This is a genomic window from uncultured Planococcus sp. (assembly GCF_947501725.1).
Classification (GTDB): domain Bacteria; phylum Bacillota; class Bacilli; order Bacillales_A; family Planococcaceae; genus Planococcus; species Planococcus donghaensis_C.
The window spans coordinates 71760-93221 of sequence record NZ_CANMXD010000013.1 but is presented as its reverse complement, the minus strand read 5'-3'; the positions used below and the strand labels follow the sequence as shown (position 1 = coordinate 93221).

At 46.4% G+C, this 21462-nt stretch carries 21 protein-coding genes, 1 riboswitch and 1 other annotated feature; of the genes, 11 read left to right on the top strand and 10 right to left on the bottom strand.

Going from position 1 to position 21462, the window contains the following annotated elements; translation table 11 throughout:
* Positions 1 to 7: 7 nt before the first annotated feature.
* The 5 genes from Q0785_RS17740 to Q0785_RS17720 all read right to left on the bottom strand — a co-directional run bounded on the left by Q0785_RS17740 (position 8) and on the right by Q0785_RS17720 (position 2558).
* The gene (locus Q0785_RS17740) at positions 8 to 322 is read right to left on the bottom strand and encodes a multidrug efflux SMR transporter (RefSeq protein WP_298833141.1); all 315 of its coding nucleotides are present in this window, start codon (positions 320 to 322) and stop codon (positions 8 to 10) included.
* Complete coding sequence (locus Q0785_RS17735) at positions 322 to 663, bottom strand: multidrug efflux SMR transporter (protein WP_298833137.1); 342 nt, start codon at positions 661 to 663, stop codon at positions 322 to 324. The genes Q0785_RS17740 and Q0785_RS17735 overlap by 1 nt, the downstream gene beginning before the upstream one ends.
* A gap of 64 nt (positions 664 to 727) precedes the next feature.
* Positions 728 to 825, bottom strand: a riboswitch (guanidine-I (ykkC/yxkD leader).
* Positions 826 to 914: 89 nt separating this feature from the next.
* Positions 915 to 1538: an FMN-binding negative transcriptional regulator gene (locus Q0785_RS17730; protein WP_298833134.1), complete on the bottom strand. Its 624-nt coding sequence runs from the start codon at positions 1536 to 1538 to the stop codon at positions 915 to 917.
* Positions 1539 to 1562: 24 nt separating this feature from the next.
* Positions 1563 to 2081, bottom strand: a complete 519-nt coding sequence (locus Q0785_RS17725; protein ID WP_298833131.1) for an N-acetyltransferase — start codon at positions 2079 to 2081, stop codon at positions 1563 to 1565.
* A 24-nt stretch (positions 2082 to 2105) separates the two neighbouring features.
* Complete coding sequence (locus tag Q0785_RS17720) at positions 2106 to 2558, bottom strand: MarR family transcriptional regulator (protein ID WP_298833128.1); 453 nt, start codon at positions 2556 to 2558, stop codon at positions 2106 to 2108.
* A 59-nt stretch (positions 2559 to 2617) separates the two neighbouring features.
* Between Q0785_RS17720 and Q0785_RS17715 the strand changes: the two genes are divergently transcribed.
* From Q0785_RS17715 to Q0785_RS17700, 4 genes are all read left to right on the top strand, one after another.
* Positions 2618 to 2749, top strand: coding sequence for a hypothetical protein (locus tag Q0785_RS17715; RefSeq protein WP_298833125.1), 132 nt, complete (start codon positions 2618 to 2620; stop codon positions 2747 to 2749).
* A 55-nt stretch (positions 2750 to 2804) separates the two neighbouring features.
* Complete coding sequence (locus Q0785_RS17710; protein WP_298833122.1) at positions 2805 to 3233, top strand: dual specificity protein phosphatase family protein; 429 nt, start codon at positions 2805 to 2807, stop codon at positions 3231 to 3233.
* Between the two features lie 78 nt (positions 3234 to 3311).
* Positions 3312 to 3977, top strand: a complete 666-nt coding sequence (locus tag Q0785_RS17705; protein ID WP_298833119.1) for a haloacid dehalogenase type II — start codon at positions 3312 to 3314, stop codon at positions 3975 to 3977.
* Between the two features lie 289 nt (positions 3978 to 4266).
* Entirely contained in the window at positions 4267 to 5025 is a 759-nt protein-coding gene (locus Q0785_RS17700) for a TerC family protein (RefSeq protein ID WP_298833116.1), read from the top strand.
* Positions 5026 to 5098: 73 nt separating this feature from the next.
* Here the strand turns inward: Q0785_RS17700 and Q0785_RS17695 are convergent, their stop codons facing one another.
* Positions 5099 to 6988, bottom strand: coding sequence for an LTA synthase family protein (locus Q0785_RS17695; RefSeq protein WP_298833113.1), 1890 nt, complete (start codon positions 6986 to 6988; stop codon positions 5099 to 5101).
* Between the two features lie 31 nt (positions 6989 to 7019).
* The gene (locus Q0785_RS17690; protein ID WP_298833111.1) at positions 7020 to 7562 is read right to left on the bottom strand and encodes a recombinase family protein; all 543 of its coding nucleotides are present in this window, start codon (positions 7560 to 7562) and stop codon (positions 7020 to 7022) included.
* A 175-nt stretch (positions 7563 to 7737) separates the two neighbouring features.
* Here Q0785_RS17690 and Q0785_RS17685 point away from each other — a divergent pair, with 175 nt between their 5' ends.
* The 3 genes from Q0785_RS17685 (at position 7738) to Q0785_RS17675 (ending at position 12012) form a co-directional block, all read left to right on the top strand.
* Positions 7738 to 9198 (top strand): SulP family inorganic anion transporter, encoded by a 1461-nt coding sequence (locus Q0785_RS17685; protein ID WP_298833109.1) that lies wholly within the window; start codon positions 7738 to 7740, stop codon positions 9196 to 9198.
* A gap of 21 nt (positions 9199 to 9219) precedes the next feature.
* Entirely contained in the window at positions 9220 to 9639 is a 420-nt protein-coding gene (locus tag Q0785_RS17680; RefSeq protein WP_298833106.1) for a universal stress protein, read from the top strand.
* A gap of 444 nt (positions 9640 to 10083) precedes the next feature.
* Positions 10084 to 12012, top strand: a complete 1929-nt coding sequence (locus Q0785_RS17675; RefSeq protein ID WP_298833225.1) for a heavy metal translocating P-type ATPase — start codon at positions 10084 to 10086, stop codon at positions 12010 to 12012.
* Between the two features lie 207 nt (positions 12013 to 12219).
* On the opposite strand, the gene Q0785_RS17670 is transcribed toward Q0785_RS17675, so the two are convergent.
* On the bottom strand, positions 12220 to 12774 hold the full coding sequence (locus tag Q0785_RS17670; protein WP_298833103.1) for a class I SAM-dependent methyltransferase: 555 nt from the start codon (positions 12772 to 12774) through the stop codon (positions 12220 to 12222).
* Positions 12771 to 13724, bottom strand: coding sequence for a TIGR01212 family radical SAM protein (locus tag Q0785_RS17665; RefSeq protein WP_298833100.1), 954 nt, complete (start codon positions 13722 to 13724; stop codon positions 12771 to 12773). Before Q0785_RS17665 ends, Q0785_RS17670 begins: the two co-directional genes overlap by 4 nt.
* A gap of 175 nt (positions 13725 to 13899) precedes the next feature.
* On the opposite strand from Q0785_RS17665, the gene Q0785_RS17660 reads away from it, so the two are divergent.
* The 3 genes from Q0785_RS17660 to leuS all read left to right on the top strand — a co-directional run bounded on the left by Q0785_RS17660 (position 13900) and on the right by leuS (position 17969).
* Positions 13900 to 14592, top strand: coding sequence for a CoA transferase subunit A (locus tag Q0785_RS17660; protein WP_298833097.1), 693 nt, complete (start codon positions 13900 to 13902; stop codon positions 14590 to 14592).
* Positions 14593 to 14610: 18 nt separating this feature from the next.
* Positions 14611 to 15264, top strand: a complete 654-nt coding sequence (locus Q0785_RS17655) for a 3-oxoacid CoA-transferase subunit B (protein ID WP_298833094.1) — start codon at positions 14611 to 14613, stop codon at positions 15262 to 15264.
* Positions 15265 to 15308: 44 nt separating this feature from the next.
* Positions 15309 to 15516, top strand: a binding site (T-box leader).
* A gap of 41 nt (positions 15517 to 15557) precedes the next feature.
* The gene (gene leuS, locus Q0785_RS17650; protein ID WP_298833091.1) at positions 15558 to 17969 is read left to right on the top strand and encodes a leucine--tRNA ligase; all 2412 of its coding nucleotides are present in this window, start codon (positions 15558 to 15560) and stop codon (positions 17967 to 17969) included.
* A 474-nt stretch (positions 17970 to 18443) separates the two neighbouring features.
* Here the strand turns inward: leuS and Q0785_RS17645 are convergent, their stop codons facing one another.
* Positions 18444 to 19727, bottom strand: a complete 1284-nt coding sequence (locus tag Q0785_RS17645; RefSeq protein ID WP_298833088.1) for an NAD(P)/FAD-dependent oxidoreductase — start codon at positions 19725 to 19727, stop codon at positions 18444 to 18446.
* 128 nt (positions 19728 to 19855) lie between these two features.
* Here Q0785_RS17645 and Q0785_RS17640 point away from each other — a divergent pair, with 128 nt between their 5' ends.
* Positions 19856 to 21460 (top strand): polysaccharide biosynthesis protein, encoded by a 1605-nt coding sequence (locus tag Q0785_RS17640; RefSeq protein ID WP_298833085.1) that lies wholly within the window; start codon positions 19856 to 19858, stop codon positions 21458 to 21460.
* Positions 21461 to 21462 lie beyond the last annotated feature (2 nt).

Sequence of the window (21462 nt, the reverse complement as noted above, 5' to 3'; positions counted from 1 at the left end):
TTCAGTCTTAAGAAACCAGCTTCAATCCTACTGCCGCACCGAGCACCATTGCAATAAAGATGATTCGCCTCCAGTCTTTGGATTCATTGTAAAATAACATGCCGATTATAGCTCCGCCAGAAGCGCCGATTCCGGTCCAAATCGCATAGGCTGTTCCCATGGCCAATGTTTCCATGGCGTAAGCCAAAAAGACAAAGCTCGCCCCGAATCCGAAAATCAACAACGCAAGAGATTGCCAATTGCGGTCCTGGTGCAGCTTATTGATCATCGCCACACCGAACATTTCAAATATCCCTGCCAACACTAATGCTGTCCACGCCATTACGCTTCTCCTCCTTCAGAAACCGGATCTTTGGTGACCAGTTTCAACCCGATGACTCCTGCCAGTAAAACACCGACCAGCAGCAGTTTTGGTCCACTGAAGGCTTCGTTGAAAAAAATGATTTCAGATAGCACCGTACCGGCTGTCCCCAGACCGACAAAAACCGCATAGACGGTTCCGACCGGTAACTTTCGGCCCGCCATGATCATGATGGTAAAACTGATGACAATCGCTATGACGGTCACCGTCCAATCCCAAAATCCATCGGCATGTTTCAGGCCAATGACCCAAACCACTTCAAACACCGCCGCCATTATAACTTTCAACCAATTCGAATTCATCTTATCTACCTCCTTATAATGTTCACAGAAACTAAAAAAAGCCTGGGAGAACTGTAAAAACAGTTTCTCCCAGGCTTTTGTCCTTCCGTGACACAGCAGAGCTGTGAGTTTTCTCTCGGACCAGGCCAGCTTGTTTGCTGCGGAACCCTAGAAAACATTTCAGATATGCAATTACTCCGTATTGTATCTGCTTTGCAGGAATCTTTCAATGAAACAGCTTTTGACATCTGTACAGATGAACAGCTCAAGATTCAAAGAGAGTCCGTCGATTTCATGCGCATGACGTCAGCCAGTTGTTTTGAGTTCGGATCCTTTTCTTGCTGCAAGCGGTCGATGATAGTATGGTAATCCGATTCGTTGCGGTTCTGGCTCATTTTATAGGCGGCTTGAACTTCCCTCACCTTAATCTTGAATCCAACGATGCCTTTCAGTTCTTTTTCCAGCAATGAAGAAGAGAGTGTATCCCATAGGACAGGATTTTCACGATGGCCTTCATGTTTTTCCATTAAGCTTGTCAGATCTTGCTTCAGTTCGTCTTCCGTTAAAAGTTGAGCGGTTCCATAGATATGGACAGCCTGATAATTCCATGTCGGAACATTTTCCTGTTCGTACCAGGAAGAAGAGATGTAGGCGTGCGGCCCCTGGAACATGACCAGGACATCTTCACAGGCTTCAAACGTCCGCCACTGTGGATTTCCGTATGCCATATGCCCGGTTATGAAGAACTCTTCGCCTTCTTTTATCAGCTGCAAAGGAAGATGGGTGGCAATAGGCTTCCCTTTTTTGGTGGTAACGAGTGTTCCAAAAGAATTCTGTTGGACAAACTCGCGGATTTCCTCAAAATCGCTGACTTTAAACTGTTTTGGAGTATACATGTCATTCCGCCTTTCAGGATAGAGTTAATGGAGCGGCTTAACCAGGATCAAATCGATTTGTTCATCATCCCCCATGAAGAAGGAATGGGATCCTGTCTGCACAAACCCTTTTTTTCGGTAAAATGCAATCGCGTTGTCGTTTTCTTCCCAAACGCCGAGCCAGATGTTCTTTTTGTTCTGTTCCCTTGCCAGTTCAATCGCTTTATTCATCAAAAGTTTCCCGAAACCATATTTCTGGAAAGCTTTCTTTATATAAATCCGTTCGATTTCGAGGGAGTCATTTCCCATGGACTCTGTCTGTGCATTTTCTGTATTGAGCTTCAGGTATCCGGCCACTTCCTGATCTGAATAAATGAAAAAGAAAGAGGAAGAAGGGATGGCGAGTTCCTGTTCGAGTTTGCCCAGGTCATAGGCCTTGTCCAAATAAGCCTGAAGGTCTTCAGGCGAGTTCTGGTCCTTGAATGTCTCGGTGAATGTCTCAATACTGATGGCTTGAAGTTCATGAAGATCGTCGCGTGTACATTTTTTAATCATCGTTGTCATATGGGTTGCCGCTCCTTCAGTCGATTAATAATCCCGCTTGCTGCCTTTTTTTACAGATTCCCAATCCTTTTCGACGTTCTTTCGGATGCGCTGGAGAAGATCAAAGGCAGTTTCGGCTTCTTCTTCCGACAAGCCGCTTAACGCAATATCGTTGGAATGGACATTTTCCCTTTTGATGATTGGATAGACCGCCTGCGCTTTTTCCGTTGGATAAAGATGTTTGTTTTTTTTATTATGCGGATCGTCTTTTTTTTCAATAAAGCCATTCATTTCAAGTTTTTGGAGTGCACGTGTTGCAGTAGACTTATCCACTTTGATCAATTCCAATAGCTGTGCCTGGATGATTCCAGGATTTTCACAGATCCGAACGACGTATAAATATTGTCCTTTGGTCAGGTCGAACTCTTTAAATTCGATATTGCTGATGGAATCCAATGCCCTTGCTATCATGCCGATTTCACGCAAAATCTCTTTCATAACAATCTCCTCATTCAATAAATTTGCCGATAAATGCGCTGGAAAACGGGATGAATAGAATGTATCATCAATTGGTTGCATTTGCAACAAAAGATATAGATCGAGCAAATGAAAAGCTGTTTGCTGTTTTGAAAGAGATTTCTGGCTCCTTTTCAAGCTTCCTCTCGGATGCTGCAATTACTCCTGGATAAAGACATATGTTACGCTGAAAATAGATAGACTTTGATATGAATAGGAGGAAATAAAATGACAAAAGAATATCAGGAACTGGTAAAAAACCGAATCTTTGTTGGCGGTGCAGCCGATGCAAAAGGGGCATCAGAAGCCGAAAAGATTGATGTGGTCATCGATTTGCGTGCAGAAGCGACAGAAGGGGATTACGACTATGTCCGAGTCCACAGTCCGATAATTGACGATTCCGACGAACAGCAGGATGAATCGATTAAGAAAGCTATTGACCAAGTAGTGGATGCCTATAATGATGGAAAGAAAGTCTATTTCCACTGTGCAGGTGGAAGTAACCGGGCCGGTACTGTAGCGATCGGGACACTTCTAGCACTCGGCAAAGCGGATACAGTCGAGGAAGCGGAAGCTCAGGCTACTGCCATAAGACCGGTCATCATGGTGAAACCACAGTTAAAAGAATCCCTCGAACGTATTTTTTACAAAGACTAGCCTGACTGAATTGGGGTATAGAGTGTAAAAGGCTGCGCAGATTTTTCTTGAAGTGGACAGCCCGGAGGAGGATATTGAATGGACAGTTCCATCAAAGCTTTTGTGTTCGATGTGTATGGTACTTTGTTTGATGTAACGGCGATAAAAAAAGAATGTGAAGAACTTTATCCTGGGTATGGTGAAGAAATCAGCCAATCCTGGAGATCCAAACAAGTCGAGTATTTCATGCTGCGCCAGCTCATGGGCAATTACGCGACACTCCATACGATTACACATCAGGCATTAAAATATGTATTGAAGGAAAATGACCTGCAATCCAACGAAGAAAACGAACAGAAATTGATGGAAGCCTATCTTCATCTGCCGCTTTACGAAGAAGTGGAGGGAGTACTAGCCCAGCTGAAAGACAAAAATTTAACGGTCTTTTCAAACGGCTCCCATGATATGCTCAACCCGTTGATCGAAAATGCGGGATTGACCGGTGCTTTTAAACATATTCTCAGCGTCGATGAGGTCAAGGAGTTTAAGCCGGCACCGGCATCCTATCAATACGCATTGGACAAGCTCGGCCTGGCAAACAACCAAGTCCTGTTTATGTCCTCAAATGGATGGGACATATCAGGTGCTAAAAACTTCGGCTTTCAAACGGCTTGGATCAACCGGAAGAACTTGCCGGTGGAAGAACTGGATTTGGAGCCGGATTATATCTTTGATGATTTAAAAGGCTTATTAAAGTGGAAGTGAGTATTTCTTGAGTGGAGTTGATACCACTTCGACGAAAGAGTAAAATAATTCGCAATTCCGACAAAAATGCTCTTCCCAAAACAACTGGGCCATGCTATTGTATTTATACAACGAAATATACTTTTGACTTCACGTCAAAGGGGAGTAGCTTTAGGGAAACCTATTTCACAATCGTCATTACATGGTTCAACGCCATCGGTTGTGATAGCAGAAATTTGCTTAGCGAGACCTTTGCCTTTAATTAGGCAAGGGTCTTTTTTGTTGTCAAAAATTAGGGGGATGATGGAAGATGGAAGCGATTTTATTGGAGTATGTATGGGTACTGTTGGTTTTAATAGCATTAGAAGGGTTGCTTGCTGCAGATAATGCAGTGGTCATGGCGGTTATGGTGAAGCACTTGCCGAAAGAGCAACAGAAAAAAGCGTTATTTTACGGATTGGTCGGGGCGTTTGTTTTCCGATTTGCTGCATTGTTTATGATCACCTTGCTGGTCGATGTATGGCAGATCCAAGCTTTGGGAGCCGCGTACTTATTGTTTATCGCTTTCAAGCACATTTATGATCAGCGAAAAGGAAAAGAACATTCCATCGAACCGGAAACGACAAAAGGCTCAGGATTCTGGATGACGGTATTGAAAGTGGAACTGGCGGATATAGCTTTTGCAGTTGACTCGATGCTGGCTGCCGTTGCCTTAGCGATTACCCTGCCGCATCTGGGAAGTATGGAAATCGGAGGAATTAATGGCGGGCAATTCGGCGTCATGCTTGCTGGTGGAATCGTTGGCCTCATCGTCATGCGTTTTGCAGCCCATAAATTCGTCAAGCTGCTGGCAAATTATCCGCAATTGGAAACGACTGCTTTTGTGATTGTCGGGTGGGTAGGCGTCAAGTTGACCGTCCTTACGTTGTCACACGAAAAGCTGGGCTATCTGCCATATGACTTTGCGCATTCAACAGAATGGAAACTGATTTTCTGGGCAGTGCTGCTGGGAATTGTGCTGGTAGGCGCTTTAATCAGCATCAAGAAGAAAAGAGAGCAGGCAGCTTAAAGATTGGTTCAGCTGATATACGGCAAAAAAAAGGAAGATCGACTGCCAGCCGGCATCCGATCTTCCTTTTTTCTTATTGTTCTGTACCCAGCAATTGACCGGTTTCTTCATCGTAAAACCTGAGCAGATCGCCATTGATCACTTTTTCTGAATATCCAAGTTCTTCAAATGCACGCTCTGCGAACGGTGCGCATAACTCCTGGTCAATTGCTGCACCAGTTCCATTTTCGTAGCACGTATTGTCGGCATAGACATATTCTTCAGTGATAAATCGTCCGTCACGGAAAATAGCAAATTCTTCATGTTCTTCAGAAAACAGGTCACTTCCGAACTGCATATCCGTATTGGATTCTACACCCATCAAATTGAGGATGGTCGGGCGCATATCGATTTGTCCGCCAATCTCTTCGTTTACATGTCCTTGTCCTGAACCGGGAATATGCACGAAGAAGGGAACCCGTTGAAGCTGTGCCGATTCATAAGGTGTGATTTCTTTACCAAGGTATTGGGCCATGGCTTCGTTATGGTTTTCTGAAATGCCGTAATGGTCACCGTACATGACGATAATCGAATTTTCGTAAAGGCCTTGTTCTTTCAGATCATCAAATAATTCCTTTACAGCTTCGTCCAGGTAACGCGTCGTCTGGAAAAAACGGTTGAGTGTACCTGAATTGGAATCGAACTCATCGATCAGTTTGTCTTGTGGGTCCAAAGTGAAAGGATAGTGATTGGTCAATGTGATCAACCGGCTGTAAAAAGGCTGCGGCATCTCTGCCATATGGGCAACAGACTGTTCGAAAAAGGGGATGTCTTTCATTCCCCAATTGACTGCCTCGCCTTCTCCGACCGTATAGCTTTGGATATCGAGGAATTCGTCCACGCCCAACGACTCATACATCATGTCGCGATTCCAAAAACTTTTGCTGTTGGCATGCTGGACATTGGTTGCATATCCTTGCTTGCCAAGCTTTTCTGCCATCGAGTTGTAGGTGTTGCCGCCATGTGTAAAGAACACGGCTCCTCCGCTCAACGGATAAAGGGAGTTTTCAAGCAGAAATTCGGAATCGGACGTCTTGCCGAGACCCGTCTGATGATAGAAATTAGGGAAATAAACCGTATCCTCGTCTTCCGTCAACTCATTCAGAAACGGTGTGATGGTTTGGCCATTCATTTCCTCATTTATAGTGAAAGTCTGCATGGATTCAAGTGTCACAACGATCAAGTTTTTGCCTTCCGCAATCCCGAACATGTCTTCAGACGGTTCGACTTTATTGGCTCGAACGTAGTTTTGGACATCCGTCAATTCTGACCCATCCGCAAATGCCCGTTGTGCCTGGGACTTGGATTGCACGTATATATCATACAAATGATAATTGTAGATCCCCAGATTCTTCACCAGCATCTCCCGGTCGAAACTGCGGGTCAATAATTGTGGGCGTTCGGCTTCAGCTAAACCAAGGTTCAGGAATAAAATAGCTGCAGAAAGAACGAAATAGGCTTTCCGCGCAGTGGCCTGGGATTTTGTATTTTCTTCTTTGATCTTAAGTAATTTTACGGCAAGCAGTAACAGGATGAAATCACTGAAGTAAAGGATGTCTGTCGGATAGATGCTTGCGGCGGCACTAGTGCCAAGATCTCCAAAGTTCTCGGTCTGAAACAGCACCGGCAAAGTGATGAAGTCGTTGAAGAAACGGTAAAAAGCGATATTGCCATACAAAATAATGGAAGTGACGAGTGTCATCGCCAGCAAATACCGGTTTTTATTTTTGGTCTTCTTGAAGAACAACGATAACCCATACAAGAACAGAAGCAAGCTGAGCGGACTGAGTAACAGAATAGCTTCCTGCATGCCGTTATCGAGCGTAATCGAAAACCCTGTTTGATAGGCGATATAGGTTTTCAGCCAGGTGGCGATGATAGCGATTGCGAGTATGCTGTGTTTTGGCCATTTTTTAGTTAACATCTAAATTCTCCTTTTGAACGTGCGCCAAGCTTTAATTTTCCAAGTAACGATATAAAGTGGATTTGCTGATGCCGGTCTTTTCCTTGATTTCTACTAAACTGTATTTTTTGCTGTTATACATTTCGATTGCCTTTTTGACATTTTCATCTGCTTTTCGAGGACGGCCGGAGACGGCGCCTTTATCTTTAGCCACAGACAAGCCGGCTTTGGTTTTTTCACTGATGGCATCACTTTGAAAATCAGCCAGGCTGTGAAGTATTTTAGTGAAAGGATATTCCATATCGTTTTTGGTTACAATATTTTCATGTATGGAAAGAAGAGACAGGCCTTTTGTTTCAAGCTTATCCAAAAGTTCCACCAAATGACGGGTCGAGTCCGCAAATGTATAAAGTTTTGAAACGACTATTTGCGTGCCGGATTCCGCTTCTTCCAACATCTTAAGAAGTTGTACGCGTTTTTTGGGAGAGGCATGCTCTTCTATATATAGTTCAGTGCAGCCTGCATTTTTCAGGAGCAACAATTGGTTTTGACAATCCGAATCTTCGGCGCTGGGTCTTGCATATCCGATCAACACGTTGAAATCCCCTCACATTACAATTTCTATCCATCATAACACAACTACAATAAAAAAGTCCCAAAAAGGTACTATTTTGGGCAATTAGGTGATACACTAATCCCATTCCTGAAAAAGCACGGCTTTTATGAGAGTTAAAAGCCATCAAAATAAATAGTAAGAGGGGTAAGGTATAGTGTGGAAAAAAGTTAAAATTCAATGGTTCGGAAATGTCCGGGGAGATGTCCTTGCGGGGATAGTCGTCGCTTTGGCATTGATTCCGGAAGCTATCGCCTTTTCCATCATTGCCGGTGTCGACCCGATGGTGGGATTATATGCATCCTTCAGCATCGCGGTGATCATCGCGTTCGTGGGTGGCCGCCCCGGAATGATTTCTGCCGCAACTGGAGCCATGGCTCTATTGATGGTGCCGCTCGTGCGGGACCATGGCCTGGAATACTTGTTGGCAGCCACCATCCTGACGGGCGTCATCCAGATTTTGTTCGGCATCTTTAAAGTGGCGAAAGTGATGAAATTCATCCCTCGTGCTGTCATGATCGGCTTCGTCAATGCGCTCGCCATCCTGATATTCATGGCACAGGTGCCGCATTTTATCGGCATCAATACGCTGACCTATGTATTTGTTGCCATCACATTGGCAATCGTCTACATTGTCCCCCGTTTCTTCAAAGCTGTTCCAGCTCCGTTGATCGCCCTGGTCGTTTTGACAGCAGCCGCCATCTATGCTGGATTCGACCTGCGGACGGTAGGGGATCTGGGCACCATCAGCCAAACTCTACCGACCTTCCTCTTGCCGGATGTGCCGGTAAACCTGGAAACTTTGATGATCATCCTGCCGTACTCACTGGCTTTGGCAGTGGTTGGATTGCTGGAATCATTATTGACCGCCAATATTGTCGATGACATGACAGGCACGACCAGTGACAAAAACAAAGAATCCAGAGGTCAGGGGATTGCCAATTTCGTCACCGGATTTTTCGGCGGAATGGCCGGTTGTGCTATGATTGGACAATCGATCATCAACGTCAAGTCAGGTGGCCGGGGAAGGTTATCGGCGCTGGTTGCCGGTGCTTTCCTGATGTTCCTCATCATTGTCTTAGGGAACGTGGTTGTCCAGATTCCGATGCCGGTTTTGGTCGGTATCATGATTATGGTTTCCATCGGGACCTTTGATTGGTCGTCATTTACGTACTTGAAAAAAGCACCGAAAGCCGATTCGATCGTCATGGTCGCAACCGTCGCGATTGTTGTGTATACACATGACCTTTCCGTCGGGGTATTGGCTGGTGTGCTCTTGAGCGCCATCTTCTTTGCCGCAAAAATCTCGAAGATTAAAGTGAAGAAAAAATTACTCGAAGCTACGCATTATGAGGTGATCGGCCAATTATTCTTCGCCTCGGTTGAAGATTTCCTTGAGAAATTCGATTATGACGCAGAAGGACAGAAAATCATCATTGATTTCACTGAAGCGCATATTTGGGATGATTCCGGTGTCGGTGCCGTCGACCGGGTCGTCTTGAAGTTCAGGGAAAACCGCAATGAAGTGGAGATTGTCGGCTTGGATACAGGCAGCCAAAAGCTGATCGATCAGCTGGCGATCTTTAAAAGCGATAATGCCAAATTGCCAAGCCATTAAAACGTTAAGGAGTGTTGAGAGATGTATAATCGAATATTGCTGGCAGTGGACGGTTCGGAGCACGCAGAACGTGCTGCAAAAGAAGCGGTAAAGTTAGCCTCAGGTTCACCGGAATCTGAAGTGACCATCGTTTTTGTAGCAGACTATGACAACGCCAAATACGAAGTGCTGCATAGCGGCAGTTCCGTTGAACTGGATTTGAAGCGCAGAAAGAAACTTCAACCGATCGAAGAGGCATTGGCAACCGGAAAGATCAATTACAAGCTGGAAATTCTTCACGGTACACCGGGGCCGGCAATCGTCGAATATGCCAATAAAGAAAAATTTGATGTCCTGGTCATCGGCAGCCGCGGGTTGAACTCACTGCAGGAAATGGTTCTTGGCAGTGTCAGCCATAAAGTTGTAAAGCGTGCAAATTGTCCGGTTTTGATTGTGAAATAATAGCAGTATGGAGAAGAGCTCTAAATGAGCTCTTTTTTCTTTGGAAAAAAGCAGAGATGCGAAGAGTCTCTGTTAGAGGGAAGTAACTCTGCACAAAGTATTTCTTTTTGTTTCAGCAATTAAAAAGTACTGATGAAATTTATGAACAGGTGGCAAAAATATCAAGTTTCCAGAAAACAGGAATCTGCACACATTCTCGACAACTCGATTTTATACTAGCATCAAGAACAGTTTGAAACACGAATATTGGTTGAGAGGTGGATTCCATTGGCAAAAACCCAAGAAAATCATCACAATCAGGCAGACCATTCGCATTCCGCTGAAAAACACAGTCATCCTCCAGATAAGGGTCATGACGAATCTACAATCCAGGAAGAACAGGGTCAATCTGGTCCTGAAAAACATGCAGATCACGGGAGTCATGGACATCACGGACATGAAGAGATGGTAGAGGATTTCAAGAAGAGGTTCTTTGTGTCTTTGGTCCTCACCATTCCAATTCTGGCATTGTCACCGATGATTCAGCATTTTATGGGAGTAGATTGGCGTTTTGAGAACGATTTGTATATTTTGTTTGCCTTATCGACTATCGTTTTCTTTTATGGCGGTTGGCCATTTTTAACAGGCGGTATCAGCGAACTGAAAGAAAAGAATCCAGGCATGATGACCTTGATCGCTTTAGCCATCAGTATTGCTTATAGCTATAGTACCTTGGTCGTTTTTGGTTGGGATGGCAACCAGCTTTATTGGGAACTGGCGACACTGGTCGTCATTATGCTGCTTGGCCATTGGATCGAAATGCGTTCAATTATGGGAGCATCGAATGCTTTGGAGCAGTTGGTGAAATTGATGCCGAGTGAAGCGCATAAAATGGATGAACACAACCAAGTCCAGGATATTCCGTTATCCGAAATCCGCAACAAGGACCGGGTACTGGTGAAGCCGGGTGAAAAAATTCCGGTGGATGGGTTGATACTTGAAGGAAAGTCGACAATCGATGAATCGATGCTGACTGGAGAATCTGTCCCCATCGATAAAGCAGAAGGCGATGGCGTCATTGGGGGATCGGTGAACAAAGAAGGTTCCTTGATTATTGAAGTGGAGAAAACAGGGGAAGAATCGTATTTGTCCCAAGTCATCACAATGGTGAAAGAAGCGCAGGAGTCTAAATCCAGAACGCAAGACCTCACGAATCGTGCGGCCAAGTGGTTGTTTTATTTAGCTTTGGTTGCCGGCTTCGTCACATTATTCGCCTGGTTGGCGTTCGGATATACGTTTGATATCGCCATTGAGCGGATGGTTACGGTGATGGTCATCACCTGTCCGCATGCTTTGGGTCTGGCAGCGCCGCTGGTGGTTGCCGTTTCTACATCCATTTCCGCTAAACAGGGGCTGCTAATTCGAAACCGTGCAAATTTTGAAGGAGCACGAAATCTGGATGCAGTGGTTTTTGATAAAACCGGCACATTGACAAAAGGTGAATTCGGTGTGACGGATATCGTCACTGAAAGCAACTATACTGATGAACAGGTGCTGCAGCTGGCAGCAGCAATCGAACAAAACTCGGAGCATCCGATTGCTGCAGGCATCGTTGCATCCGCCAAGGAAAAAGAAATACGGATCGGCCGAGTGAGTGATTTTGAATCGATCACCGGTAAAGGCATCCAAGGGACAGTAGACGGAAAGAAAATCAATGTTGTCAGCCCCGGATATATGAACAGCAACGGCTTGAGCTATCGTGAAGATCAATTTAATGGTCTATCAGAAGATGGGAAGACCGTTGTCTTCGTCCTTATGGAAGATCAGCTTGCCGGCATGATTGCTTTAGCTGACATCGTTCGGGAAACTGCGAAAGAAGCGGTAGCAGCCCTCAAAGAAAAAGGCATCCATTCCATCATGCTGACTGGCGATAACCAAAAGGTGGCGAAGTGGGTAGCAAAACAACTAGGCATTGATGAAGTCTATGCAGAAGTGCTGCCGGATGATAAAGCCAACCAAATCAAAAAGATAAAAGATAAAGGTTGGAGAGTGGCGATGACTGGAGATGGAGTGAATGATGCGCCTGCACTCGCAACCGCTGACCTTGGAATCGCAATCGGAGCTGGAACGGACGTAGCCATGGAAACGGCTGATGTGGTGCTTGTGAGGAGCAATCCGAATGATGTAGTGGCGCTGATCGATCTTTCCAAAAAAACCTATCGGAAATTGGTGCAGAACTTATGGTGGGCGACCGGCTATAATATTTTCGCGATTCCACTTGCTGCAGGTGTACTGGCGCCATGGGGAATTATCATTAGCCCGGCAATCGGAGCGGTTTTCATGAGCCTAAGTACCGTTATTGTCGCGATCAATGCCAAGCTGTTAAAAGCGTGAAAGGTGTACCTCATTATAAATGAAGAAGCCGATTTCCTGCTGTCAAGAGGGAATCGGCTTTTTCTGTCATTTTATCGAATTTGGAAATGATATAGTCTTTAACTGGACATCGGAAAGAAACTATAATTACAAACCATGAATCAATTGCTCGTCTAAAAGAAAAACGCCGAAAGGGACCATGGTCTCTTTCGGCGTTTTCCTTTTGATTCAATGTTTTTTCTCGATCGCCAACAAAAAAGGCGGAGAATGCTGCTGGTTGATGAATTCATACTTTAGGACATCGAATGATTTTTGAGGAAGTGCTGAAACGAATTCCATAACAGCATCTCTCTCTTCGCTGCCGCCTTCATGTCCACTGTACACGACGACCAGCAATAAACCACGGACTGACAGAAGCTCCAGACATTGTTCGAGTGCTGTCAGGGTGCTTTGTGCTTTGGTAATGATACTGTGGTCGCCTTTTGGCAAGTAACCGAGATTGAAGACTGCTGCTGAAATCGGGCTTGTGACGTACTCCTTGATTTTGGCATGGCTGTCATGGACAAGCTCGACATGATGGAAATCCTTGACCCGTTCGCCAGTTGCTCGGATTGCTTCTGCCTGGATATCGAAGGCAAAGACTTTTCCAGTGGCTCCGGTCAATCCGGCGAGGAAATTGGTATCATGGCCATTGCCCGCAGTGCCGTCGACTACCCAGTCTCCCGGGGAGATGGCCTGCTCGAGAAGGAATTTGGTGTAAGGCAAAACACGCTGCAATGTCATAACGTCACACTTCCCGCAGCCAATTTTCCCTGCCAGCTTCCGCGGCGCTCCAGTTCCGCATCTATGCCGTTCAGGACTTCCCATTTATTGGCGCTCCACATCGGCCCGATCATCAAGTCGATGGGACCGTCGCCGGTGATGCGCTGGACCACCATCTCAGGAGGCAGCACTTCGAGCTGGTCGGCCACTAAATTGATGTATTCCTGCTTTTCCAGAAATTCGACCATGCCTTTTTCGAATTGTTTGACCATCGGCGTGCCTTTCAAAAGATGCAACAGGTGGATTTTAATGCCCTGCACATCGAGCTTAGCGACTTCACGCGCAGTCTCCATCATCATATCCCGGTCTTCCAGTGGAAGGCCATTGATGATATGGGTACAGACCCGGATGCCGCGTTTACGCAATTTCGTGACACCTTCCACATATGCTTCAAAATCATGGGCGCGGTTAACCAATAGCGCCGTCCGTTCGTGAACAGTCTGTAGTCCGAGCTCGACCCAAAGATAAGTCCGTCCGTTCAGTTCCGCGAGGTAATCGACAACATCATCCGGCAGACAGTCGGGACGTGTCGCGATGCTTAAACCGATGACATTTTCCTGTTCCAGCGCCGCTTCAAATTTTTCCTTGATGACCGGCAGTGGGGCATGTGTATTGGTGTAGGCTTGGAAATAAGCCATGTATTTGGCATCTTTCCATTTGAGGTGCATCTTTGCTTTGATTTTATCGAACTGGTCGGGTATCGAATCCACGCGGTCGCCGGCGAAATCCCCGGAACCTGCGACGCTGCAGAATGTACAGCCGCCATGGGCGACTGTACCGTCGCGATTCGGGCAGTCAAAGCCTGCATCCAAAGCGATTTTCATGACCTTAAAACCAAAGTGGTCGCGCAGATGGCGATTCCATGTATAGTAGCGTTTTCCATCAGATGAAAAAGGAAATTCTGTATTCACTTAAAAACCACTCCTCTTCTGATATTGTAGCATGTCGGTAAAACAGCCAACAATGCTCTAATAGAGCTTGTTTGATTTTATGAATATTGCGTTTACTTCAATAGTTTGTTTAAATTGGGTATGAAAGCGTTTTATTGATTGGTATTCAGAGAATAGGCAGAGGGGGCACAATGGGATGAAACCGATTTACAGTTCGGCGAAAGAAGCAGTTGAACAAATTCAGGATGGCGCCACAATCATGGTGGGCGGTTTTGGATTAGTGGGGATACCTGAACAATTGATTTTGGCACTGGTCGATAAAGGGGTTACCGACCTCACTGTCATTTCCAATAATTGCGGAGTGGACGAGTGGGGCCTTGGATTATTATTGAAAAATAAGCAGATCAAAAAAATGATCGGTTCTTATGTAGGCGAAAACAAAGAGTTCGAGCGCCAGGTATTATCAGGCGAAATCGAAGTCGAATTGACGCCGCAGGGAACACTTGCTGAAAAGATGCGCGCAGGCGGAGCGGGGATCCCAGCTTTCTTTACACCGGCGGGCGTTGGCACAACGGTTGCTGAAGGCAAGGAAATCCGTGAATTTGATGGCAAAGAATATGTACTTGAGCATGCCTTGAAAGCTGACTTTTCGCTTGTAAGAGCTTATCAAGCAGATAAAATGGGCAATCTGGTTTATAACAAGACAGCCCAGAACTTCAATCCGCTGGCTGCAGCCGCTGGAAAGATCACGATTGCAGAAGTCGAAGAAATCGTGGAAATCGGGGCGATCGATCCGAACCATGTCCAAACGCCAAGCATCTATGTACAAGGCTTGCTTCAAGCTAAACAGGAAAAACGCATTGAACGTCTAACAACGCGCACTGTCTAGGAAAGGGTGGAGAAAATCGTGGACAAACAATTAGTCAGAGAACGCATTGCAAAGCGAGCCGAAAAAGAAATCAAAGACGGCGATTACGTAAACTTGGGAATCGGCATGCCGACCCTGGTCGCTAATTTCATTTCTGAAAACAAGAGTGTGGTTCTTCAATCAGAAAACGGTCTATTGGGAATCGGACCTTATCCGACAGAAGATCAGGTGGATCCGGATCTGATCAATGCCGGAAAAGAAACGGTCACCACTATTCCGGGTTCCGCGTTCTTTACAAGTGCCGAGTCTTTCGCGATGATCCGCGGGGGCCATATCGATGTGGCGATTCTCGGTGGCATGGAAGTCGCTGAAAACGGCGATTTGGCGAACTGGATGATTCCCGGCAAGATGATCAAAGGCATGGGCGGAGCGATGGATCTGGTCCATGGCGCCAAAAAGGTCATTGTCATCATGGATCATGTCTCAAAAGACGGTTCTTCCAAAATCAAGAAGCAATGCGACTTGCCGCTGACAGGCAAAGGCGTGGTCAACAAAATCATCACAGAACGCGCGGTCATCGAAGTGACAGATGCCGGATTGGTGCTGTCAGAGGTGTTCGAGGGCTTTACGGTTCAGGATATCATCGACTCGACCGATGCACCGCTGAATACCGATAACGTTAAAGTCTCGTAGGCTATTGCCAAAAAACGGCCGTTCGTCTAAAATGAAGACAATAGCCAATGACAGCGAAGAGGACTAGTAGTTTGTGTGTTTTCCACAGAGAGCCGGCGGATGGTGCAAGCCGGTAAAACGCACAGCCGAACTCACCTTGGAGTCAGTGTATGTGAAACCAAGTAAGATACACCGTTTTCCGCGTTAAGGAGTCAAGTTGAGCGAGCGATCGCTAATTTGGGTGGTACCGCGGGAAAAACTCCCGTCCCTTATTTATAAGGGACGGGAGTTTTTATTTTGAGGAGGAACAGGAAATGACATTCAAGCACAAGACAGTTGAAAAGAAATGGCAAAAATATTGGCAGGACAACAAAACATTCAAAATGGTGGACGATCCGTCCAAACCGAAATTCTACGCATTGGATATGTTCCCGTATCCATCAGGCGCCGGACTTCACGTAGGCCATCCGGAAGGCTACACGGCGACGGATATTTTGAGCCGCGTGAAACGCATGCAGGGCTATAATGTCCTTCATCCGATGGGCTGGGATGCATTCGGCCTTCCAGCAGAGCAGTATGCATTGGATACCGGAAACGATCCGGCGGAATTCACTGCCAAAAATATCGCGACATTCAAGCGCCAGATCCAGGAACTTGGATTTTCCTATGATTGGGACCGCGAAATCAACACAACGGACCCTTCCTACTATAAATGGACACAATGGATTTTCATCCAACTATACAATAAAGGCCTTGCTTATGTAGACGAAGTGGCAGTCAACTGGTGTCCGGAACTCCGCACAGTTCTGGCCAATGAAGAAGTGATCGACGGCAAATCAGAGCGTGGGGGCCACCCGGTCGAGCGCCGTCCGATGCGCCAATGGGTGCTTCGCATCACTGAGTATGCGGACCGTTTGCTTGAAGACCTGGATGAACTGGATTGGCCTGAAAGCCTGAAAGACATGCAGCGTAACTGGATCGGCAAATCCGAAGGGGCAGAGCTGGAATTCCAGGTTGCCGACACCGATTACTCCTTCCGTGCGTTCACGACACGTCCGGATACGATTTTCGGGGCGACTTATGCAGTATTGGCACCTGAACATAAATTGGTGGCGGCCATCACCACACCCGATCAAAAACAGGCTGTTGAAAAATACATCGATGATGTCAAGACAAAAAGTGATTTGGAACGTACGGATTTGGCGAAAGACAAGTCGGGTGTCTTCACAGGCGCGTATGCAACCAATCCTGCCAGCGGCGAAAAAATGCCGATCTGGATTGCCGATTATGTATTGGCTACTTATGGAACTGGCGCTATCATGGCCGTTCCGGCTCACGACGAGCGCGATTATGAGTTTGCCAAGCAATTCGATTTGCCGATCGTGGAAGTTGTTTCAGGTGGCAACATTGCAGAAGAAGCTTATGCTGGCGACGGCGAATTGATTAATTCCGATTTCCTAAATGGGTTGAATAAAAAAGAAGCTATTGAAAAAGCCATCAATTGGCTGGTCGATAAGCAGGTCGGCGAAAAGAAAATTACGTACCGTCTGCGTGACTGGCTGTTCAGCCGACAGCGTTACTGGGGCGAGCCGATTCCAATCATCCACTGGGAAGACGGCACAATGACACCGGTCGAAGAAAAAGACCTGCCATTGATGCTGCCGGTGACAACGGATATCAAGCCGAGCGGCACCGGTGAATCACCGCTTGCCAACATCGATGAGTGGGTTGATGTCGTCCATCCGGAAACCGGCATGAAAGGGCGCCGTGAAACCAATACGATGCCGCAATGGGCAGGAAGCTGCTGGTATTACCTGCGCTTTATCGATCCAGACAATGATGAAATGCTTGCTGATCCTGAACTTTTGAAACGCTGGCTGCCGGTAGACGTTTATATCGGTGGTGCCGAACACGCCGTACTTCATCTATTGTATGCGCGCTTCTGGCATAAAGTACTTTACGATATCGGTGTGGTATCAACGAAAGAACCATTCCAGAAATTGTTCAACCAAGGCATGATCCTGGGTGAAGGCAACGAGAAAATGTCGAAATCAAAAGGCAATGTCGTCAATCCGGATCAAATCATCGAAAGCCATGGAGCAGACACTTTGCGCATGTACGAAATGTTCATGGGCCCACTGGAAGCATCGATCGCCTGGTCGACAAACGGCTTGGACGGTTCCCGCCGATTCCTTGACCGCGTTTGGCGCCTGTTGATGGACGACGAGCAATTGAGTGCGAAAGTCACCGATGCCAATGACGGCAAGCTGGACAAAGTCTATCATCAAACCGTCAAGAAAGTGACCGACGACTTTGAAGGACTGCGTTTCAATACAGCCATTTCGCAAATGATGGTCTTCATCAATGAAGGCTATAAAGTGGATTCGATTCCGAAAGAATACGTGGAAGGTTTCGTGAAATTGCTGTCGCCGATTGCGCCTCATGTAGCAGAAGAGCTATGGGAGAAATTGGGCCACGAAGGATCGGTCTCTTACGAAAATTGGCCGCAGTACGACGAGACGAAAATGGTCGATGATGAAGTCGAAGTCGTGGTGCAGGTCAATGGCAAAGTGAAAACCAAGTTGACAATCGCCAAAGACAGCACGAAAGAACAGCTGGAGACGGCAGCGCTCGCGGACGAGCAAGTCCAAAAAGCGGCAGATGGCAAACAAGTACGCAAAGTCATCGTCATTCCAGGGAAATTGGTCAATATTGTAGTTGGGTAAAAAGAAAAGCGGAGTCTTCTGGAAATCTTAAAAGACTTTAAACAAATCTTAGAACCTGAATAATAGGAAAGAGGCAGACCAGGAAATTCCTGGTCTGCCTCTTTTGGTTAATATTCTTTAACCTTATGAGTTTTCCTTTTATACACCGTTTCTGCCTCTTTGGGCTGCGCCAGCGCTAGGAGGTGTAGTAATTTTAAATAAACTCGCATGTTTCCGCTGCTCTAATAAAAAGTATGGACAGAAGAAAACTTGTAACAGATTTTTTTAGCAGGCTAGTAAAGTATTAAGAAATAAATAGCCTCATGACCTTTAGAAGAAAGAGTGAAAGGCGGCGACTCCTGCGGGATAGCGAAGTGCCGAAATCCACTCGGACAGTATGGCCGAGTTAGTTCGGCGCAAGCCCGCGGAAAGCGTCCGCCTGGAACGATTTCTTCAAATAGTAGTATCAAATCAACGACGATTGTACATGGACACTTAAACTCCGCTTTCTACCTGGCTTTCCTTAGCGAACCGCGCTGCACTTTGGCCGGCGACGTTGCCGGTCACCAGTGCAGATGTGATGTTGTAGCCACCGGTATAGCCGTGGATATCCAAAATTTCACCGCAGAAATACAAGCCCGGTTTCTTTTTGGAAGCCATCGTCTTCGGTTCGATCTCCTTGATGGACACACCGCCGCCGGTAACAAAAGCTTTCTCAATCGGCTGAGTGCCGTTGACAAACATGCTGAAAGCAGTCAATTGCTGCGCGAATGCACGCACTTTATCGCTGGCAAGTTCCGCGCCGGTCAATTGAGGATCGATATCTGCACGCGCAAGAAGGAATAGCAGCCAGCGCTCCTGGGCAAGGCTTTTCCAGACATTTTTCAGCGATTTTTTCGGTTCGTCCTTCATCATCTTAAAGAGCAGCTGGAAAGCGGACTCCGCATTTTCATCCGGAAGGGTATTGATGCGCATTTCAACAGGCTGGCCGCCGTTTTTCTTCATTTCCTTGACGACATACTGGCTGCAGCGCAACACTGCAGGTCCACTCAATCCGAAATGGGTGAACAGCATATCCATCTGATGTGTCACGAGGACTTTGCCTTTTTTATTTAAGACGGTTACAGCTGCATCACGCAGTGCAAGGCCTTGAAGTTCCTTGCTGACGATAAACGGTTCTTTCGACAGCAACGGCACCTCGGTCGGGTAAAGGTCGGTGACAGTATGCCCCGCTTTTTCCGCCCAAGGGTAGCCATCTCCCGTAGACCCCGTTTGAGGGACCGCTTTTCCGCCTACCGCTACGACGATTGCTTTAGAGGTATACTCTTCGCCGGTGTGCAGACGGACACCTGTCACTTTGTCATCCGTCATCAATAGTTTCTTGACAGGCGAGTCGAGCAGCACGGTGACATTCAGCCGGTCCATTTCCTTGAACATGGCATCGGCCACATCCTGTGCGCGGTTGGAAACCGGGAACATCCGGCCGTGATCTTCTTCCTTTAAAGCGACGCCGAGTCCTTCAAAAAAAGAAATGATGTCTTCGTTATTGAATACGGAAAACGGACTGTGCAGAAAACGGCCGTTTCCTGGAATATGTTTCACAATTTCGTCAAGAGGCAGGCGATTGGTCACGTTGCATCGCCCACCGCCGGAAATGATTAATTTTTTCCCTAACTTTTTACCCTTTTCTATCAATAAAACCTTTTGGTTATTGGAAGCTGCGGCAATCGATGCCATTAAACCGGAGGGACCCCCGCCGATGATTATAACGTCATACATAAAATAAGAACTCGCTTTCGTTTTTCTCTCAGTATACACGATGATGCGAAACTCGTTGAGTAATTTCTTCTATAGGTGTAAACTATCGTGTAGATTGCTTTTATCATGAACAAGTCAGGAAGTGCAAAATGTCGTCATTAATTAAAGGTACAGCCATCTTAACCTTGGGTCTGTTTTTATCGAAAATCCTTGGAGTTATTTATATCATCCCGTTCTACAGCATGGTGGGAGAAGACAATATCGGTCTTTATCAATACGCATACATACCGTATAACCTGATGCTGGCACTGGCCATTTCAGGAGCCCCGATCGCTTTCTCGAAATTCACCGCCAAGTACAATTCCCTCGGAGATTATGAAACCGGAAGGAGATTATTGAAGTCAGGCCTCTTGACCATGATGGTCACCGGCTTTGTTGCTTTCCTCCTGCTTTACCTCTTTGCAGAACCGCTTGCCCGTATCACTATTTCCGAAGATGAAAGAATCTATTCAGTCGGGGATGTTACGGAAGCGATCCGTTGGGTCAGTTTTGCGTTGATCGTCGTACCGTTCATGAGTCTATGGAGAGGGTTTTTCCAAGGCTATAACTACATGATGCCAACGGCGGTTTCACAGCTGGTCGAGCAGATTGTCCGCATCATTTTCCTATTAGGCGGAGCGTTTGCGGTCATCTATATTTTTGGCGGCACACCGAAAACAGCCATTCAATTTGCTGTATTGTCTGCGGCCGTTGGAGCACTTGGCGGAATCGTCACATTAGCTTATTTCTGGAAAAAGAAGAAACCGGAATACAATCGCCTATTGGCCAATTCAGTTGAATCCTACGATGTTAAATTACGGGATATGTACAAGGAAATCGTCATCTATGCGATTCCTGTCATTTTCCTCGGCATCGCCAATCCTTTGTTTCAATTTGTCGATCTGATGACTTTCAACCGGGCGATGAGTTCCGGCGGCAATTTCTCGGAAATCGACCTGCTCGGAATTTTGAACTTGACGGCCCATAAGCTGGTCATGATTCCGGTCATGCTGGCCACTGGATTTTCAATGGCATTGATTCCGTTGATCACCAAGCATTTTACCCGCAATGAGCATCTTCAAGTGTCGCGGACACTGGACCAGTCGATACAGGTCCTGCTGTTCCTGACTTTACCAGCCGTCATCGGCATGACGATGTTATCCGATGAACTGTATCATGTCTTCTATGAAGTCAGTGATGTAGGTTCTGAAATCCTGGCTCATTACTTGCCGGTGGCTATTCTGTTTGCGGCCTTCCCGGTAACAGCCTCAATCCTTCAGGGCATCAACAAACAAAAATGGATCATCATCAACTTGTCTCTCGGTTTATTGTTGAAATGGGTTTTAAACACTCCGCTGATCGAACGTTTTGAAACAGATGGGGCCATCGCAGCGACGATTATCGGCTATTTGATAGCCATCGGCATGAATATGCTGGTCATCGTCAAAACGATGAACTATCGCTCGCAGATGGTCGGAAGACGTGTCATCCTGATCGTTATTTTGAATCTGATCCTGGCCGGTGCGGTTTACCTGATGATGTCAGGTTTGGACCTATTCATCGGGCTGGACAATAAATTCTTGTCAATGCTGCGCATTATCCTGATCGGTGGTGTGGGTGCCATCGTTTACGGCTATCTCGGTTTGAAAACCGGCTTGGCGCAAAAATTGCTGGGTTCGAAAATAACAAGAATTTCCCGGAAATTAGGCTTTTAGGA

What these genes read in the sequence shown, in the direction of transcription:
- Q0785_RS17740 (WP_298833141.1), bottom strand. Translation starts at nt 322, where the DNA reads ATGGCGTGGACAGCATTAGTGTTGGCAGGGATATTTGAAATGTTCGGT.
- Q0785_RS17735 (WP_298833137.1), bottom strand. Translation starts at nt 663, where the DNA reads ATGAATTCGAATTGGTTGAAAGTTATAATGGCGGCGGTGTTTGAAGTG.
- Q0785_RS17730 (WP_298833134.1), bottom strand. Translation starts at nt 1,538, where the DNA reads ATGTATACTCCAAAACAGTTTAAAGTCAGCGATTTTGAGGAAATCCGC.
- Q0785_RS17725 (WP_298833131.1), bottom strand. Translation starts at nt 2,081, where the DNA reads ATGACAACGATGATTAAAAAATGTACACGCGACGATCTTCATGAACTT.
- Q0785_RS17720 (WP_298833128.1), bottom strand. Translation starts at nt 2,558, where the DNA reads ATGAAAGAGATTTTGCGTGAAATCGGCATGATAGCAAGGGCATTGGAT.
- Q0785_RS17715 (WP_298833125.1), top strand. Translation starts at nt 2,618, where the DNA reads ATGTATCATCAATTGGTTGCATTTGCAACAAAAGATATAGATCGAGCA.
- Q0785_RS17710 (WP_298833122.1), top strand. Translation starts at nt 2,805, where the DNA reads ATGACAAAAGAATATCAGGAACTGGTAAAAAACCGAATCTTTGTTGGC.
- Q0785_RS17705 (WP_298833119.1), top strand. Translation starts at nt 3,312, where the DNA reads ATGGACAGTTCCATCAAAGCTTTTGTGTTCGATGTGTATGGTACTTTG.
- Q0785_RS17700 (WP_298833116.1), top strand. Translation starts at nt 4,267, where the DNA reads ATGGAAGCGATTTTATTGGAGTATGTATGGGTACTGTTGGTTTTAATA.
- Q0785_RS17695 (WP_298833113.1), bottom strand. Translation starts at nt 6,988, where the DNA reads ATGTTAACTAAAAAATGGCCAAAACACAGCATACTCGCAATCGCTATC.
- Q0785_RS17680 (WP_298833106.1), top strand. Translation starts at nt 9,220, where the DNA reads ATGTATAATCGAATATTGCTGGCAGTGGACGGTTCGGAGCACGCAGAA.
- Q0785_RS17675 (WP_298833225.1), top strand. Translation starts at nt 10,084, where the DNA reads ATGGTAGAGGATTTCAAGAAGAGGTTCTTTGTGTCTTTGGTCCTCACC.
- Q0785_RS17670 (WP_298833103.1), bottom strand. Translation starts at nt 12,774, where the DNA reads ATGACATTGCAGCGTGTTTTGCCTTACACCAAATTCCTTCTCGAGCAG.
- Q0785_RS17660 (WP_298833097.1), top strand. Translation starts at nt 13,900, where the DNA reads ATGAAACCGATTTACAGTTCGGCGAAAGAAGCAGTTGAACAAATTCAG.
- leuS (WP_298833091.1), top strand. Translation starts at nt 15,558, where the DNA reads ATGACATTCAAGCACAAGACAGTTGAAAAGAAATGGCAAAAATATTGG.
- Q0785_RS17645 (WP_298833088.1), bottom strand. Translation starts at nt 19,727, where the DNA reads ATGTATGACGTTATAATCATCGGCGGGGGTCCCTCCGGTTTAATGGCA.
- Q0785_RS17640 (WP_298833085.1), top strand. Translation starts at nt 19,856, where the DNA reads ATGTCGTCATTAATTAAAGGTACAGCCATCTTAACCTTGGGTCTGTTT.